The organism is Streptomyces sp. NPDC101165 (genome assembly GCF_044768135.1).
Taxonomy (GTDB): Bacteria; Actinomycetota; Actinomycetes; order Streptomycetales; family Streptomycetaceae; genus Streptomyces.
Map to the genome: position 1 here is coordinate 152454 of NZ_JBIWPG010000005.1, position 17075 is coordinate 169528.

12 protein-coding genes are annotated in these 17075 nt (G+C 69.8%); 7 read left to right on the top strand and 5 right to left on the bottom strand.

Annotated elements, in window-relative coordinates:
• Window positions 1–41: 41 nt before the first annotated feature.
• The 3 genes from glpK to ACIRVH_RS12200 all read right to left on the bottom strand — a co-directional run bounded on the left by glpK (window position 42) and on the right by ACIRVH_RS12200 (window position 3589).
• Window positions 42–1580: a glycerol kinase GlpK gene (gene glpK, locus ACIRVH_RS12190; RefSeq protein ID WP_403951322.1), complete on the bottom strand. Its 1539-nt coding sequence runs from the start codon at window positions 1578–1580 to the stop codon at window positions 42–44.
• A gap of 81 nt (window positions 1581–1661) precedes the next feature.
• Window positions 1662–2456, bottom strand: coding sequence for an MIP/aquaporin family protein (locus ACIRVH_RS12195; protein ID WP_403951324.1), 795 nt, complete (start codon window positions 2454–2456; stop codon window positions 1662–1664).
• Between the two features lie 368 nt (window positions 2457–2824).
• Window positions 2825–3589: an IclR family transcriptional regulator gene (locus ACIRVH_RS12200; RefSeq protein WP_145882783.1), complete on the bottom strand. Its 765-nt coding sequence runs from the start codon at window positions 3587–3589 to the stop codon at window positions 2825–2827.
• A 298-nt stretch (window positions 3590–3887) separates the two neighbouring features.
• On the opposite strand from ACIRVH_RS12200, the gene metH reads away from it, so the two are divergent.
• The 4 genes from metH (at window position 3888) to ACIRVH_RS12220 (ending at window position 11899) form a co-directional block, all read left to right on the top strand.
• The gene (gene metH / locus ACIRVH_RS12205) at window positions 3888–7403 is read left to right on the top strand and encodes a methionine synthase (protein WP_403951327.1); all 3516 of its coding nucleotides are present in this window, start codon (window positions 3888–3890) and stop codon (window positions 7401–7403) included.
• A 110-nt stretch (window positions 7404–7513) separates the two neighbouring features.
• On the top strand, window positions 7514–8215 hold the full coding sequence (locus tag ACIRVH_RS12210; protein WP_403951330.1) for an HAD family hydrolase: 702 nt from the start codon (window positions 7514–7516) through the stop codon (window positions 8213–8215).
• Window positions 8216–8648: 433 nt separating this feature from the next.
• Window positions 8649–10253 carry an ABC transporter substrate-binding protein gene (locus tag ACIRVH_RS12215; protein ID WP_403951333.1) on the top strand — a complete coding sequence of 535 codons (1605 nt, stop codon included), beginning with the start codon at window positions 8649–8651 and terminating at the stop codon, window positions 10251–10253.
• 65 nt (window positions 10254–10318) lie between these two features.
• A complete protein-coding gene (locus tag ACIRVH_RS12220; RefSeq protein WP_403951335.1) occupies window positions 10319–11899 on the top strand; it encodes an ABC transporter substrate-binding protein in 1581 nt (526 codons plus the stop codon).
• An 82-nt stretch (window positions 11900–11981) separates the two neighbouring features.
• Here ACIRVH_RS12220 and ACIRVH_RS12225 read toward each other — a convergent pair whose 3' ends face one another.
• The gene (locus ACIRVH_RS12225; protein ID WP_094216819.1) at window positions 11982–12653 is read right to left on the bottom strand and encodes a response regulator transcription factor; all 672 of its coding nucleotides are present in this window, start codon (window positions 12651–12653) and stop codon (window positions 11982–11984) included.
• Between the two features lie 14 nt (window positions 12654–12667).
• Window positions 12668–13624 (bottom strand): RecB family exonuclease, encoded by a 957-nt coding sequence (locus tag ACIRVH_RS12230; protein WP_403951338.1) that lies wholly within the window; start codon window positions 13622–13624, stop codon window positions 12668–12670.
• A 177-nt stretch (window positions 13625–13801) separates the two neighbouring features.
• Between ACIRVH_RS12230 and ACIRVH_RS12235 the strand changes: the two genes are divergently transcribed.
• The 3 genes from ACIRVH_RS12235 to ACIRVH_RS12245 all read left to right on the top strand — a co-directional run bounded on the left by ACIRVH_RS12235 (window position 13802) and on the right by ACIRVH_RS12245 (window position 17058).
• Window positions 13802–15298 (top strand): site-2 protease family protein, encoded by a 1497-nt coding sequence (locus ACIRVH_RS12235; RefSeq protein WP_403951341.1) that lies wholly within the window; start codon window positions 13802–13804, stop codon window positions 15296–15298.
• Window positions 15299–15336: 38 nt separating this feature from the next.
• The gene (locus tag ACIRVH_RS12240; protein ID WP_393476160.1) at window positions 15337–16239 is read left to right on the top strand and encodes a tRNA (adenine-N1)-methyltransferase; all 903 of its coding nucleotides are present in this window, start codon (window positions 15337–15339) and stop codon (window positions 16237–16239) included.
• Window positions 16240–16476: 237 nt separating this feature from the next.
• The gene (locus ACIRVH_RS12245) at window positions 16477–17058 is read left to right on the top strand and encodes a hypothetical protein (protein WP_403951344.1); all 582 of its coding nucleotides are present in this window, start codon (window positions 16477–16479) and stop codon (window positions 17056–17058) included.
• Window positions 17059–17075: the final 17 nt, after the last annotated feature.

Below are 17075 nucleotides of genomic sequence, written 5' to 3' on the forward strand. Positions count from 1 at the left end.
TTCTTACTCCTAGTCAGAGTTGGCTGGGCGGTCCGGGCCGCTCAGTCCTCGTCCTCGATCCAGCCCATGGTCCGGTCGACGGCCTTGAGCCAGTTCTTGTACTCACGGTCGCGGATGTCCGCGTCCATCTGGGGGGTCCACTCGGCGGCCCGGCGCCAGTTGGCGCGCAGTTCATCGGTGCTGGACCAGAAGCCGACGGCCAGGCCGGCGGCGTAGGCGGCGCCGAGGCAGGTGGTCTCGGCGACCATCGGGCGCACCACCGGTGCGTCCAGGACGTCCGAGAGCGTCTGCATCAGCAGGTTGTTGGAGGTCATGCCGCCGTCGACCTTCAGGGCCACCAGCTCGTCGCCGGAGTCCTTGACCATCGCGTCGGCGATCTCCCGGGTCTGCCAGGCGGTCGCCTCCAGAACCGCACGGGCGAGGTGCGCCTTGGTGACGTACCGGGTCAGGCCGGCGATCACACCGCGGGCGTCGGAGCGCCAGTGCGGGGCGAACAGGCCGGAGAAGGCCGGCACGAAGTAGGCGCCGCCGTTGTCCTCGACCGAGAGCGCGAGCGTCTCGATCTCGGCAGCGGTGGAGATCAGGCCCATCTGGTCGCGCATCCACTGCACCAGGGAGCCGGTGACGGCGATCGAACCCTCGAGGGCGTACACGGTCGGCTGGTCGCCGATCTTGTAGCCGACCGTGGTCAGCAGGCCCGCGTAGGAGTTGATGATCTTGTCGCCGGTGTTCATCACCATGAAGGTGCCGGTGCCGTAGGTGGACTTGGTCTCGCCCTCGGAGAAGCAGGTCTGGCCGAACAGGGCCGCCTGCTGGTCACCGAGCGCGGAGGCGACCGGGATCCCGCCGAGCAGGTCGCCGAGCTTGCCGCCGGTGACCTCGCCGTAGACCTCGGCGGAGGAGCGGATCTCGGGCAGGATCTGGAGCGGCACGCCGATCGACTCGGCGATCTTGTCGTCCCACTCCATGGTGTGCAGGTTCATGAGCATGGTACGGGAGGCGTTGGTCACGTCGGTGACGTGCTTACCGCCGTTGACACCGCCGGTCAGGTTCCAGATGACCCAGGTGTCCATGGTGCCGAAGAGGATGTCGCCCGCCTCGGCGCGCTCCCGCAGACCGTCGACGTGGTCGAGCAGCCAGCGGGCCTTGGGACCGGAGAAGTACGACGCGAGCGGGAGACCGGTCTCGCGGCGGAAGCGGTCCTGGCCGACGTTGCGGCCGAGCTCCCGGCAGAGGGAGTCGGTGCGGGTGTCCTGCCACACGAGGGCGTTGTGGACGGGCTCACCGGTGTTCTTGTCCCACAGCACGGTGGTCTCGCGCTGGTTGGTGATGCCGATGGCCTTGATGTCGTCGCGGGTGATGCCGGCCTTCTGGATGGCTCCGGCGACGACCTCCTGGACGTTGGTCCAGATCTCGTTGGCGTTGTGCTCGACCCAGCCCGGCTTCGGGAAGATCTGCTCGTGCTCCTTCTGGTCGACGGAGACGATACGGCCGTCCTTGTCGAAGACGATGCAGCGCGAGGAAGTCGTGCCCTGGTCGATGGCCGCGATGAACGGGCCAGTGGTGTGAGCGTCGGTCACTGTGTGCTCCTGAAAGATCCGTGGTCTTGGGCTGTACGTACGGCGCTTGCTCGAAGACTCGTTGCTCGGGAGAGCTCGTTCTTAAGCAAAGGCGACGTTGTAGATGCCTGCAGCGATCGCCGCGCCGATCAGCGGACCGGCCACCGGGATCCAGGCGTAGCGCCAGTCGGAGCCACCCTTGTTGGGCAGGGGCAGCAGGGCGTGCACGATGCGCGGACCGAGGTCACGGGCCGGGTTGATCGCGTAGCCCGTCGGACCGCCGAGCGAGAGGCCGATACCGACGACGACCAGCGACGTGACCAGAGCGCCCAGGGCGCCCAGGCCGTTGCCCTTGTCGTTCAGGCCCTGCGTGAGGACGGCGAGCACCAGCACGATGGTGCCGATGATCTCCGTGGCGAGGTTCTGCACCACGTTCCGGATCTCCGGACCGGTGGAGAAGACACCCAGGACCGGGCCGGCGCCCGTCTCCTGGGCCTCGACGGCCTTGGTCTCCGTGGCCTGCGCACCCGGACCACCGACGATCTCCTTGTCGGTGAGGTGCGCACGGAACTGGCCGTAGTAGGCCACCCAGACCAGCGTCGCGCCGATCATGGCGCCGAGAAGCTGGCCGCCCCAGTAGACGGGGAGGTTGCTGAAGTCCTTGTCCTTGATCGCGAGCGCGAGCGTCACGGCCGGATTCAGGTGGGCGCCGGAGAGCGGCGCCGAGGTGTAGACGGCCGTCAGAACGGCGAAGCCCCACCCGAAGGTGATGGCGAGCCAACCGGCGTTACGGGCCTTGGAGGCCTTCAGGGTCACAGCGGCGCAAACGCCGCCGCCGAGCAGGATGAGTATGGCGGTACCGATGGTCTCGCCGATGAAGATGTCGGAGCTGGACACCCGCGACTCCTTTGTCCTTCGTCCAGGGGTAGCCGAACCCCGGGTCCCTCCGGGGATCTGGCGCCCTCGGGGGTGAGAGCGATGAGCTGGCCTCTGGCGTTGTCACACTCTAGCGCGTATTGCCGGTAGGTGTTCGACATTGCCGACCGATGGACGGGAGTCTTGCTTCGGCGTTACGCATGCGTCAAGGGTTCTGTTATCGAAAACAGGATCGTTATTGATCGCAGCCGGTTATCGCTCTTCGTGCGCTGACGTACCCGCTCGCCCTATATGTCCGTTTCAGGGTATGGCTAGAACCGGGACGCCGCCTAGCGTCCCGGTTCTCCCCGGTGGGTCATCCGCTGGTCAGCGGCACATCGCCCGGCTGCTCAGAACCGCCCCGCGCCCAGGTCGCGGGAGACCGCGCGGGCACAGTCCCGTACCGCCGCGATCAGTTCGGGGCGCAGTTCCCCGTCCCGGCCGAGCCGTTCCACGGCGCCCGTGATGCCGACGGCGCCCACGGGCATCCGGCGCCGGTCGTGGATGGGTGCGGCGACCGAGGCCACGCCCTCCCAGGTCTCCTCCACGTCCGCCGCGTACCCACGCGCGCGTGTGATGTCGAGGATGTGCTCGAAGTCCGCCTGCTCGCACACCGTGCGGTCGGTGAAGGGTTTGCGGTCGGCCTCCAGGGCCTCGCTGTGCGCCACCGGGTCGTACGCCGACAGCACCTTGCCCAGTGCCGTGGAGTGCAGCGGCTGCATGGCCCCTATCTCCAGCACCTGCCGGCTGTCGTCGGGCCGGAAGACGTGGTGCACGATCAGTACGCCCTGCTGGTGCAGGACACCGAGGTACACACTCTCCCCGCTGGCCCGGGCCAGGTCGTCGGTCCACACCAGGGCGCGTGCCCGCAGCTCGTGCACGTCGAGGTAGGTGGTGCCCAGGCGCAACAGCTCGGCACCCAGTTGGTAGCGCCCGGAGGCGTCGTCCTGTTCGACGAAGCCCTCCTGCTGGAGGGTGCGCAAGATGCCGTGGGCGGTGCCCTTGGCGAGGCCCAGCGACGAGGCGATGTCCGACAGACCGAGCCGCCGCTCGCCGCCCGCCAGCAGCCGCAGCATCGCGGCCGCCCGTTCGAGCGACTGGATGTTCCGTGCCATCGCCGTTCTGCCCTCCGTCCCCTTCGACCATCGACGAACAGCATCCAAGATGCCGTTCGGCAATGTCGAACACTACCGGTCCATGTCGGCCTCCCGCTAATGGGTGGTCGACACCTGTTACATCTCGCGTGGCCTGCACGTGGCGCCGCGGCCATCAGGTTCCACCACTCGAGTCCGCCTCGTGGACGCCGCTGCCCATCCAAGCCCACTGCCGGTTACTCTGACGCCGTGCCCCTTGCCCGGCAGCGTCCGGGGAAGCCGCATAGCCGACAGCCGTCGCACTCCAGGGAGCCCCTTCATGGCCTCGTTGCCAACGACCCCTTCCGCCGACAGCCGGACCCGTGCGTCCGCGCTCCGAGAGGCACTCGCCACCCGTGTGGTGGTCGCCGACGGAGCCATGGGCACGATGCTCCAGGCCCAGGAACCGACACTCGAGGACTTCCAGAACCTCGAGGGCTGCAACGAGATTCTCAACCTCACCCGCCCCGACATCGTCCGCTCCGTCCACGAGGCGTACTTCGCCGTGGGCGTCGACTGCGTCGAGACCAACACCTTCGGCGCCAACCACTCCGCGCTCGGTGAGTACGACATCCCCGACCGCGTGCACGAGCTGTCCGAGGCCGGCGCCCGCGTGGCCCGCGAGGTCGCCGACGAGTTCACCGCCGAGGACGGCCGGCCCCGCTGGGTCCTCGGCTCCATCGGCCCCGGCACCAAGCTGCCCACACTCGGCCACGCCCCCTACACCACCCTGCGCGACGCCTACCAGCGCAACGCCGAGGGCCTGGTCGCCGGCGGCGCCGACGCGCTGCTCGTGGAGACCACCCAGGACCTGCTGCAGACCAAGGCCGCCGTCCTCGGCGCCCGCCGGGGCCTGGACGCCCTCGGTCTGGACGTGCCGGTGATCGTGTCGGTGACCGTCGAGACCACCGGCACGATGCTGCTCGGCTCCGAGATCGGCGCGGCCCTCACCGCGCTGGAGCCGCTCGGCATCGACATGATCGGCCTGAACTGCGCCACCGGCCCGGCCGAGATGAGCGAGCACCTGCGCTACCTCGCCCGCAACGCCCGGGTCCCGCTGTCCTGCATGCCCAACGCGGGCCTGCCGGTCCTCGGCAAGAACGGCGCCCACTACCCGCTGACCGCGCCGGAGCTCGCCGACGCCCAGGAGACCTTCGTCCGCGAGTACGGCCTCTCGCTGGTCGGCGGCTGCTGCGGCACGACCCCGGAGCATCTGCGCCAGGTCGTCGAGCGTGTCCGGGGCCTCACCCCGTCCGAGCGGCAGCCGCGGCCCGAGCCCGGCGCCGCCTCCCTCTACCAGACCGTGCCGTTCCGCCAGGACACCTCCTACCTGGCCATCGGCGAGCGCACCAACGCCAACGGCTCCAAGAAGTTCCGCGACGCCATGCTGGAAGCCCGCTGGGACGACTGCGTCGAGATGGCGCGCGAGCAGATCCGCGAGGGCGCGCACATGCTCGACCTGTGCGTGGACTACGTCGGCCGCGACGGCGTCGCCGACATGGAGGAGCTGGCCGGCCGCTTCGCCACCGCCTCCACCCTGCCGATCGTCCTCGACTCCACCGAGGTCGACGTCATCCAGGCGGGCCTGGAGAAGCTCGGCGGCCGCGCGGTGATCAACTCGGTCAACTACGAGGACGGCGACGGCCCCGACTCCCGCTTCGCCAAGGTCACCCGGCTGGCCCAGGAGCACGGCGCCGCCCTGATCGCGCTGACCATCGACGAGGAGGGCCAGGCCCGCACCCCCGAGAAGAAGGTCGAGATCGCCGAACGGCTGATCGACGACCTCAGCGGGAACTGGGGCATCCGCGAGGAGGACATCCTCGTCGACACCCTGACCTTCACCATCTGCACCGGTCAGGAGGAGTCCCGCAAGGACGGCATCGCCACCATCGAGGCGATCCGTGAGCTGAAGAAGCGGCACCCGGCGGTGCAGACCACGCTGGGCCTGTCGAACATCTCCTTCGGCCTCAACCCGGCCGCCCGCATCCTGCTGAACTCCGTCTTCCTGGACGAGTGCGTCAAGGCCGGCCTGGACTCGGCGATCGTGCACGCCTCCAAGATCCTGCCGATCGCCCGCTTCGACGAGGAGCAGGTCAACACCGCCCTCGACCTCATCTACGACCGCCGCAGCGAGGGCTACGACCCGCTGCAGAAGCTCATGGCCCTGTTCGAGGGCGCCACCGCCAAGTCCCTGAAGGCCGGCAAGGCCGAGGAGCTGGCCGCCCTCCCGCTGGAGGAGCGCCTCAAGCGCCGCATCATCGACGGCGAGCGCAACGGCCTGGAGGCCGACCTGGACGAGGCCCTCCAGGACCGGCCCGCCCTGGACATCGTCAACGACACCCTCCTGGACGGCATGAAGGTCGTCGGCGAACTCTTCGGCTCCGGCCAGATGCAGCTGCCGTTCGTGCTGCAGTCCGCCGAGGTGATGAAGAGGGCCGTCGCCCACCTCGAACCGCACATGGAGAAGTCGGACGCCGAGGGCAAGGGCACCATCGTCCTCGCCACCGTGCGCGGCGACGTGCACGACATCGGCAAGAACCTCGTCGACATCATCCTGTCCAACAACGGCTACAACGTCGTCAACCTGGGCATCAAGCAGCCGGTCTCCGCGATCCTGGAAGCCGCCGAGGAGCACCGGGCCGACGTCATCGGCATGTCCGGCCTCCTGGTGAAGTCCACGGTGATCATGAAGGAGAACCTGGAGGAGCTGAACCAGCGCGGCCTCGCCGCCCGCTTCCCGGTCATCCTCGGCGGCGCCGCCCTCACCCGCGCCTACGTCGAGCAGGACCTGCACGAGATCTACGAGGGCGAGGTCCGCTACGCCCGCGACGCCTTCGAGGGCCTGCACCTGATGGACGCCCTGATCGGCGTCAAGCGGGGCGTGCCCGGCGCGCAGCTGCCCGAGCTGAGGCAGCGCCGCGTCCGCGCGACGGCCGCCGTCCAGGTCGAGGAGCGGCCCGAGGAGGGGCACGTCCGCTCCGACGTCGCCACCGACAACCCGGTGCCGACCCCGCCGTTCTGGGACACCCGCGTCATCAAGGGCATCCAGCTCAAGGAGTACGCGAGCTGGCTGGACGAGGGCGCGCTGTTCAAGGGCCAGTGGGGGCTGAAGCAGGCCCGCACCGGGGACGGCCCGACGTACGAGGAACTGGCGGAGACCGAGGGCCGCCCCCGCCTGCGCGGCCTGCTCGACCGGCTCCAGTCGGAGAACCTGCTGGAGGCGGCCGTGGTCTACGGCTACTTCCCGTGCGTCTCCAAGGACGACGACCTGATCATCCTGGACGAGCGGGGCAACGAGCGCACCCGGTTCACGTTCCCGCGCCAGCGCCGCGGCCGCCGCCTGTGCCTCGCCGACTTCTTCCGCCCGGAGGAGTCGGGGGAGACGGACGTCGTCGGCCTCCAGGTGGTCACCGTCGGCTCCCGCATCGGCGAGGAGACGGCGAAGCTCTTCGCGTCGAACTCCTACCGCGACTACCTCGAACTGCACGGCCTGTCCGTGCAGTTGGCGGAGGCCCTGGCCGAGTACTGGCACGCCCGCGTCCGCGCCGAACTCGGCTTCGCCGGCGAGGACCCGGCCGAGATCGAGGACATGTTCGCCCTGAAGTACCGGGGCGCCCGCTTCTCCCTCGGCTACGGCGCCTGCCCCGACCTGGAGGACCGCGCCAAGATCGCCGAACTGCTCCAGCCCGAGCGGATCGGCGTCCACCTGTCCGAGGAGTTCCAGCTCCACCCCGAGCAGTCCACCGACGCGATCGTGATCCACCACCCGGAGGCGAAGTACTTCAACGCCCGGTGAGGCGCGTCGCACAGCACACTGATCGGATAAGTCGTACACTGGTCGGTCCACCGCAGGCCGGTTCCCTGTCCGGGAGCCGGCCTGGTCGTCCCTCAAGGAGGTGCGCCAGGATGACCAGTACGGTCCCCGCGCTCGGAACCCGTACGGCCGAAGGCTCAGCCCTGCAGGCCGTGCTCCTCGACATGGACGGCACCCTGGTGGACACCGAGGGCTTCTGGTGGGACGTGGAGGTCGAGGTCTTCGCCGCCCTGGGGCACACCCTGGACGAGACCTGGCGCCACGTCGTGGTCGGCGGCCCCATGACCCGCAGCGCGGGGTTCCTGATCGAGGCCACCGGCGCCGACGTCACCCTCGCCGAGCTCACCACGCTGCTCAACGACGGGTTCGAGGGCCGCATCGGCCACGCCCTGCCGCTGATGCCGGGCGCCGGCCGGCTGCTCGCCGAGCTGTACGAGCAGGAGATCCCGACCGCCCTGGTCTCCGCCTCCCACCGGCGCATCATCGACCGCGTGCTGGCCGCCCTCGGCCCCCAGCACTTCGCCCTGACCGTGGCCGGCGACGAGGTGTCGCGCACCAAGCCGTACCCGGACCCGTATCTGCTCGCCGCCGCCGGGCTCGGTGCCGATCCGGCCCGGTGCGCGGTGATCGAGGACACGGCGACCGGCGTCGAGTCCGCGGAGGCCGCGGGCTGCCGGGTGGTCGCCGTGCCCTCGGTGGCACCGATCGCGCCGATCGACGGGCGTACGGTCGTGAGCTCGCTCGAAGAGGTCGACCTGGCATTTCTGCGCGGCCTGATGACGGAAATGCGCTAGACGTTCACCCAGCGTGCAAAGTCCATTGGACGTGGTGGACAGATTTCCGGGGAAGTACACCGGGGTGGAATTCGAAGCGGGCCGCCCGACCTAATTCCGGTAACCGCCAACCCAGTTGGAAGTGTGACGTTCCCCACGTGTGACGGGCTCGACAACGTTGCCAAGCTGTGCTGATCCCCCCGGTTCGAGGTCGCCGGGCGTGCCCATGTGTCCTGATTGATGGGATGCTGCACCAAACCTGCCGCTGTCGGGTTTTCGGTGTGTCCACACCCGGTTTCACTGCGTGATGGGGTCTCAACTCGCGCGGCTGTGAATCCTCCTGCGGGCGCGGTCTAATCTCGTCGCGAGAACATCGCCGCAACCCCCGTGATCCGCCGCAACCACCCTTGCATGCCGGGTACACGGATTCGAACAGTCCTGGAGAAAGTCCCGCATGAACCGCAAGACTTTGGTGCTGCCGGCAGTCGCCGGCCTGCTCACACCGGTTCTCGCCGCGTGCGGCGGATCCGGCAGCGGGAGCAAGAGCGGGAACGCCATCGTCGTGGGCACCACGGACCGGTTCACCGTCACGAACGACATCCCCGCGCCCCTCGACCCCGCCTACGCCTACGACGTCGGCACCTGGAACATCCTGCGCCAGACCGTGCAGACCCTGATGACCCAGCCCAAGGGTGAGGGTGTCCCGGTGCCCGAGGCGGCCGAGAGCTGCGCCTTCACCGACAGCGGCAACGAGCGTTACGCCTGCAAGCTGCGGGACGGCCTGACGTTCGCCGACGGCGACCAGGTCACGGCCGGGGACGTCAAGTACTCCATCGAGCGTGCCCTGCGCATCAACGCCGACAGCGGTGTCGCCACCCTGCTGAACACCATCGACACGGTCGAGACCCAGGGCGACCGCGAGGTCATCTTCCACCTCAAGACGGCCGACGCCACCTTCCCGTACAAGCTGTCCACCCCGGTCGCGGGCATCATCGACCCGAAGGACTACGACCGGCGCAAGCTGCGCGACGGCTTCGAGGTCGACGGCTCCGGCCCGTACACCTTCAAGGCCGACGTCAAGGACAACGCGATCGTCAGCGCCACGTTCACCAAGAACCCGTCCTACAAGGGCAGCGTGCAGGTGAACAACAGCGAGGTCGTGCTGCGCACCTACCACGACGCGGACGCCATGGGCGAGGCGATCGACAAGGGCGACATCGACGTCATGACCCGCGCCATGTCCCCGGCGCAGATCACCAAGCTGGACAGCGGCTCCGACTCGAACGTCGACCTGGTCGACATGCCGGGTCTGGAGATCCGCTACCTGGCCTTCAACACCAACGCGCCGACGGTGAAGAGCAAGGCCGTCCGCCAGGCCATGGCCCAGGTCGTCAACCGCGGCGAACTCGTCTCCAAGGTCTACGGCACCGAGGCCGAGCCGCTGTACTCGCTGGTCCCGGCGACCCTCACCGGCCACTCCAACTCGTTCTTCAACAAGTACGGCGACCCCAACGTCGGCAAGGCGAAGGACCTGCTCGCCAAGGCCGGTATCACCACCCCGGTGAAGCTGACGCTGCACTACACCACCGACCACTACGGCTCGGCCACCAAGCAGGAGTTCCAGATCCTGCAGCGGCAGCTCAACGCCAGCGGTCTGTTCGACGTCAGCATCCAGGGCCACCTCTGGTCGTCCTTCCGGCCCGCCGAGAAGAAGGGCCAGTACGACGTCTACGGCATGGGCTGGTTCCCGGACTTCCCGGACGCCGACAACTTCATCGCGCCCTTCCTCGACAAGGGCAACTTCCTGGGCTCGCCGTACTCCAACGGCACCGTCCAGCGCACGCTGATCCCGGAGTCCCGCCGCGAGGCCGACCGACTCAACGCCACCAAGACCCTGACCGAGATTCAGGACATCGTCGCCGAGGACGTCCCCGTGCTGCCCCTGTGGCAGGGCAAGCAGTACGTCGCCGCACGGAACGACATCACGGGCGTCTCCTACGCCCTCAACTCCTCCTCGACGCTTCAGCTGTGGGAGCTCGGCCGCGGTGTGAGCGGCTGACGTTTCTCCTTGTCCGGGGCACGGAACGGGGGCCTCGGATCGACGAACCGACGACAAGGCACACAGTGAACATGCGCAACCAGTGGCCCCTTCTTCCCATCGTGGCGGGGTTGGCCTCCGGCCTGCTGACCGGCTGCGGCTCGGAAGACGGTGCATCCGGGGGTACCGGCTCCTCCGTGGTGATGGGGATGTCCGACGACGTCCTCGCCACGGACCCGGCTTCCGGTTACGACCCCGGCTCCTGGCTGTTGTTCAACAACGTCTTCCAGTCGCTGCTCAGCTTCCCCAAGGGCGGCACGGAGCCCGAGCCGGAGGCGGCGAAGCAGTGCTCCTTCACCGACACCCGGGCGATGGTGTTCCGGTGCGAGCTCAAGGACGGGCTGACGTTCAGCAACGGTGACGCCCTCACCTCCGAGGACGTGAAGTTCTCCTTCGACCGCATGCTGAAGATCAACGACTCCGCCGGCCCGGCGATCATGTTCCCGATGCTCCGCAAGGTCGAGGCGCCGGACGCGAAGACCGTCGTCTTCCGGCTCAAGGTCCCCGACGCCACCTTCCCCAGCAAGATCGCCTCCGGTGCCGGCTCCATCGTCGACCACCGGCAGTACGACGCGAACGGCCTGCGCACCGACGACAAGGCCGTCGGCTCCGGGCCCTACAAGCTGGACTCCTTCGACAAGGACGAGGCGGTCTTCTCCGTCAACTCCGACTACAAGGGCACCGCCGAGGTCAAGAACTCCGGCGTCACCCTGAAGTTCTTCCACGGCGACCAGGCCGGCCTGAAGAAGGCCCTCGAGAGCGGTGACGTCGACATCGCCTACCGCGGTCTGTCCGCGAGCGACATCGCCGACCTCGACCAGCAGGACGGCAAGAAGGGCGTCGACGTCGTCGAGGGCAGCAGCGCCGAGGTCCAGCACCTGGTCTTCAACATGAAGGACCCGGTCGCCGGCAAGCTCGGCGTCCGCAAGGCCATGGCCTACCTGCTCGACCGCGACGCTCTGGTCAGGAACGTCTACCAGGGCACCGCCACCCCGCTGTACTCGATCATCCCGGCGGGCATCGCGGGCCACAACACGGCGTTCTTCGACACCTACGGCGCCCGCCCCTCCAAGGAGAAGGCCGCCGCCGCGCTGCGCGCCGACGGCATCACCGGCAAGGTGAAGCTCACCCTGTGGTCCACGCCGTCCCGTTACGGCCCCGCCACCGACCAGGAGCTGAAGGCCATCGCCGGCCAGCTCAACGCGAGCGGACTGTTCCAGGCCGACGTCAAGTCCGTCGGCTTCGACCAGTACGAGAAGGACATCGCCCAGGGCAAGTACGGCGTGTACGTGAAGGGCTGGGTGCCGGACTACCCGGACGCCGACAACTTCACGGCGCCCTTCTTCGGCAAGGGCAACGTGCTGGGCAACAACTACAGCAACAGCACCATCACCGGCTCCCTCATCCCCGGCACGGCCGCGCAGAGCGACCGTTCCGCGACCGACAAGGACTTCGGGAAGCTGCAGGACATCGTCGCCGACGAGCTGCCCGTGCTGCCGGTCTGGCAGGCCAAGCAGTACGCGCTCGCCCGCGACGGCGTCTACGGCCTGGAGTACTGCCTGGACGCCTCGACGGTGTTCCGGTTCTGGGAACTGAGCAAGAGCTGACGGTCCCGGTCCCGGCCGAGCGAAAGGGCGCCCTTCCCCACGGGGGAGGGCGCCCTCGGCGTTTCGTACCGCGCCGTACGCGCTACTGCGCGCCGGGCCGCACCAGGCCGCTCTCGTACGCGTACACCGCGGCCTGCACCCGGTCCCTGAGGCCCAGCTTGGTCAGGACGTGCCCGACGTGCGTCTTGACCGTGGTCTCGCTGACGAACAGGTCGGCGGCGATCTCGGCGTTGGACAGCCCGCGCGCCACCAGCTTCAGCACCTCCACCTCGCGGTCGGTGAGGGTGTGCAGGGTGTCCGGCACGGGCTCCTCGCCGGAGGGCAGGTGCGTGGCGTACTTGTCCAGCAGACGGCGGGTGATGCTCGGCGCCAGCATGGCCTCGCCGGCGGCCACGACCCGGATCGCCTGCACCAGCTCGTTGGCGGGCGCGTCCTTGAGCAGGAAGCCGCTCGCCCCGGCCCGCAGTGCCTCCACCACGTACTCGTCGAGATCGAACGTGGTCAGCACGAGCACCTTCGCCGGGCCGTCCCGACCCGGACCGGAGATCTGCCGGGTCGCCTCCACCCCGTCCATCCGCGGCATCCGGATGTCCATGAGCACGACATCGGGCTGCAGGGCGCGCACCTGGTCGAGGGCCTGCAGGCCGTCACCGGCCTCGCCCACGACCGCGATGTCCTGCTCTGCCTCCAGGATCATGCGGAAACCGGTACGCAGCAGGGGCTGGTCGTCGACCAGTAGGACGCGGATGGCCACGTGACACTCCTTCGCTAGTCCCGGCCCATTCTGCCCTGCTGCCCGGCCTCCGACTCAGGCGCCCTCAGCGGCAGCGGATAGGGCGGGGGAGTGCCGCCGAACTCCGGGCAGTGCGCCTGGTGATCGCACCAGCCGCACAGCTTGGTCGGCCGGGGCCGCCACTCCCCGGTGTCCGTGGCCTGCCTGATGGCCTCCCACAGGGCGAGCAGCTTGCGCTCCACGCGCTCCAGGTCGGCGAGGACGGGGTCGTACGTGAGGACGTCCCCGCTGCCGAGATAGACGAGCTGGAGCCGGCGCGGGACCACCTGCTTCAGCCGCCACACGACGAGGGCGTAGAACTTCATCTGGAACAGCGCGCCCTCCGCGTACTCCGGCCGCGGCGCCTTGCCCGTCTTGTAGTCGACGATCCGCACCTCGCCCGTGGGCGCCACGTCCACCCGGTCGATGATCCCGCGCAGCCGCAGCCCCGACTCCAGCTCGGCCTCCACGAACAGCTCCCGCTCGGCGGGCTCCAGCCGGGACGGGTCCTCCAGCGTGAACCAGCGCTCCACGAGCTGCTCGGCCTCGCCGAGCCAGCGGGCCAGCCGCTCACCCTCGGGGTCCTCGGCGAACAGCTCGCCGACCTCGGGCCTGCTCTCCCGCAGCCGGTCCCACTGGCCCGGGATCAGGGCCTTGGCCTGCGGCGCGGTCCGCTCCCCGGCAGGCGCGTCGAACAACCGCTCCAGCACGGCATGCACCAGCGTGCCCCGCGTCGCCGCCTCGCTCGGCTTCTCCGGCAACCGGTCGATCACCCGGAACCGGTACAGCAGCGGACACTGCATGAAGTCACTGGCGCGCGACGGGGACAACGACGTGGGCGCCATCGCGGCACGCTCACCCGCCGACCCGGCGGCGTCACCGCTGACGCCGGCTGTCCCTGTGTCCTCGACCGCGCCAGGCTGTGCCCCCGCGTCCTCGATGCTGCTGTCCATGACCCCAGACCATACGGCCCGGCACTGACAGTCACCCAGCCGTGGGCCGCGTCGGGCGCGCTACGACGGGGCAAACACAGGGGGTGCCGGGGCGGAACGTGTCACCACGGCCGCATACCATCGACCCAGACCCTTCCGCCCGGTTGGCGCGGAAGACGCTTCGAACGAGGGGACAGCGTGGACGTGAGCGGCGGGAGCGGGCAGCCGCGGTCCGGCAACGACGAGCCGGCCGAGCACCCCGCAGGTCCTACGGCCCCGACGACCGGAACCACCGACCACCCCGGGCCGGAGCCCCACGACGCCCCGAAGCCCCCGCCTCCGGCGGACCGGGACCCCGACACCGCCGAAGACACCCCGGCCGAGCCCCCGCACCCGAAGACCGGCGAGGACACCGGGGACGCCGGGGACACCGGGGCCGACGAAGAGGCACCCGCCGCAGGCACCCGCACCGGGGCGGGCGAGCACCGGACCCTCGCCCACTCCGGGATCGCCAAGGGCGAGCCGCCCCGGCCGCCGGCCAAGGAACCCGGTGGCGGCCTGCTCATGGGCCGGCCCTTCGGCGTGCCGGTGTACGTCGCGCCGAGCTGGTTCCTGGTCGCCGCGCTGATCACCTGGGTCTTCGGCGGCCAGCTGGACCGTGTGCTGCCGGAACTGGGCGCCGCCCGCTACCTGGTGTCCCTGTTCTTCGCCGTCGCCTTCTACGCCTCCGTGCTGGTCCACGAGCTGGCCCACACGGTCGCCGCGATCCGCTTCAAGCTCCCGGTCCGCCGCATCCAGCTCCAGTTCTTCGGCGGCGTCTCCGAGATCGAGAAGGAGGCCGAGACCCCGGGCCGGGAGTTCGTCCTGGCCTTCGTCGGGCCGCTGCTCTCCCTCGTCCTCGCCGGGATCTTCTACCTGGCGATGAAACCGGTGGATCCCGACACCGTTCCCGGCGTCCTGCTGGCCGGCCTGATGATCTCCAACCTCATCGTCGCCGCCTTCAACCTGCTGCCCGGCCTGCCCCTGGACGGCGGCCGCATGCTCCGCGCCGTCGTCTGGAAGATCACCGGCAGGCCCATGAGCGGCACCGTCGCCGCCGCCTGGGTCGGCCGTGCCCTCGCCATCTCGGTCCTCATCGGTCTCCCGCTGCTCAACCAGTCCGGCGTCATCGGCGGGGGCAGCGAGGAGGTCAGCGGCATGGACACCGTCACCGACGCCCTGCTCGCCGCGATCCTCGCCGCGATCATCTGGACCGGCGCCGGCAACAGCCTGCGCATGGCCCGGCTGCGCGAGCACCTCCCCGAGCTGCGGGCCCGCAGCCTGACCCGGCGGGCCGTACCGGTGCAGACCGACACCCCGCTCTCCGAGGCCCTGCGGCGCGCCAACGCCGCCGGTGCCCGCGCCCTGGTCGTCGTCGACGCGGAGGGCCACCCCCTCTCGCTCGTCCGTGAGGCCGCGATCGTCGGCGTACCCGAGCACCGCCGCCCCTGGGTCGCCGTCAGCGGCCTCGCCCAGGAGCTGACCGACGGCATGCGGGTCTCCGCCGAGCTGTCGGGGGAGGAGCTGCTGGACGTCCTGCGGGCCACCCCGGCGACCGAGTACCTGGTGGTCGAGGAGACCGGCGAGATCTACGGCGTCCTGTCCGCCGCGGACGTCGAACGCGCCTTCGTGAAGGCCATGGCGAGGCCGTCCTAGTGGTCGGCGGCCCCCTCAGGTGCCGGTAGGCTGGTCACATGTCCGAACCGACCGGTGCCGCCCGCAGGCGCGGGCCCTTCAAGGTCGGGGACCAGGTTCAGCTGACCGACCCCAAGGGCCGCCACTACACGTTCACGCTCGAAGCCGGGAAGAACTTCCACACCCACAAGGGCTCCTTCCCGCACGACGAACTGATCGGTGCTCCCGAGGGCAGCGTTGTCCGCACCACCGGCAACGTGGCCTACCTCGCGCTGCGCCCCCTGCTCCCCGACTACGTCCTGTCCATGCCCCGCGGGGCAGCCGTCGTGTACCCGAAGGACGCGGGGCAGATCCTCGCCTTCGCCGACATCTTCCCCGGCGCCCGCGTCGTGGAGGCCGGTGTCGGCTCCGGCTCGCTCAGCAGCTTCCTGCTGCGCGCCATCGGCGACCAGGGCATGCTGCACTCCTACGAGCGCCGCGAGGACTTCGCCGAGATCGCCCAGCAGAACGTGGAGCGCTACTTCGGCGGCCCGCACCCCGCCTGGCAGCTCACCGTCGGCGACCTGCAGGACAACCTGTCCGACGCCGACGTCGACCGCGTCATCCTCGACATGCTCGCCCCCTGGGAGTGCCTGGAGGCCGTCTCCAAGGCGCTCGTGCCCGGCGGCATCCTGTGCTGCTACGTGGCCACCACCACCCAGCTCGCCCGGACCGTCGAGTCCATCCGGGAGATCGGCTGCTTCAACGAGCCGACCGCCTGGGAGACGATGATCCGCAACTGGCACATCGAGGGCCTGGCCGTCCGCCCGGACCACCGGATGATCGGCCACACCGGCTTCCTGCTCACGGCCCGCCGCCTCGCGGACGGTGTCGAGCCGCCCATGCGCCGCCGCCGCCCCGCCAAGGGCGCCTACGGCGAGGACTACGCCGGTCCCAACGCCGACGGCGGCTCCGGCCGCTGATCCGCTCCCACCGAGCACAACGCAAGGGCGCCGTGCCCGAGTTTCCGGCCGATCCGGGGAACTCGGGCACGGCGCTCTTCCGTTGACAGGGCACCAGGACGGGAACGGCCCCACGCGCGCGTGTGCACTTCGCCGGCGGAAATCCCGTACCGACCCTGCCGTTCCCCCGCACTGTGACGTGTGGCACCATGCAGGCCACCCCCCCCACCGGCACAGCCCTCACAGGAGACACTCCTAGTGCAGCAATCCGCCGTTCCGGAGCTCGCCCACACGCACGCCGGGCCCATCCACTGGGTCGCCACGGCCACCGCGGTCGCCGGCGTGATCGCCCTGTCCTCCGTCGTGCAGCCCAGTTCGGCCACGGCCGCCCAGCCGGCCCCCGGCAGCGAGGTCAAGTCCGCCCCCGCCGCCGTCGCGCCGCCCAGCACGACGGGCGTGGACTTCCCCCTCGACTGCGGACCGGTGAAGGCGTTGGTGGTGAAACAGGCCGCCGGCGACCTGGACGGCGACGGCAGACCGGAAACCGTCGCGGTCGTGCACTGCGACGCCCCCATGGGCACCCCGCCCGACGGCGTCTACGTCCTCACCCGGGGCACGGACGGCGGCAAGACCCGCGTGGTCGCCACGCTCGTCGATCCCAAGGACCGCCTCACCGTCACCGAATTCACCCTGCGCGCGGGTGCCGTCGGCGCCACCCTGCTCGGCTACTCCTCGTCCGACGTGCCCAGTTGCTGCCCCGACGTGAAAACCCCGGCCAAGTGGCGGTGGAACGGCACCGCGTTCCTCCGCTCCACCCCGGCCGGGGCCCACAGCGTCTGACCCGGGGCCGGTCCGAC

Coding starts and splice junctions, on each gene's coding strand:
- ACIRVH_RS12200 (WP_145882783.1), bottom strand. CDS start 3,589: ATGGCACGGAACATCCAGTCGCTCGAACGGGCGGCCGCGATGCTGCGG.
- metH (WP_403951327.1), top strand. CDS start 3,888: ATGGCCTCGTTGCCAACGACCCCTTCCGCCGACAGCCGGACCCGTGCG.
- ACIRVH_RS12210 (WP_403951330.1), top strand. CDS start 7,514: ATGACCAGTACGGTCCCCGCGCTCGGAACCCGTACGGCCGAAGGCTCA.
- ACIRVH_RS12215 (WP_403951333.1), top strand. CDS start 8,649: ATGAACCGCAAGACTTTGGTGCTGCCGGCAGTCGCCGGCCTGCTCACA.
- ACIRVH_RS12230 (WP_403951338.1), bottom strand. CDS start 13,624: ATGGACAGCAGCATCGAGGACGCGGGGGCACAGCCTGGCGCGGTCGAG.
- ACIRVH_RS12240 (WP_393476160.1), top strand. CDS start 15,337: ATGTCCGAACCGACCGGTGCCGCCCGCAGGCGCGGGCCCTTCAAGGTC.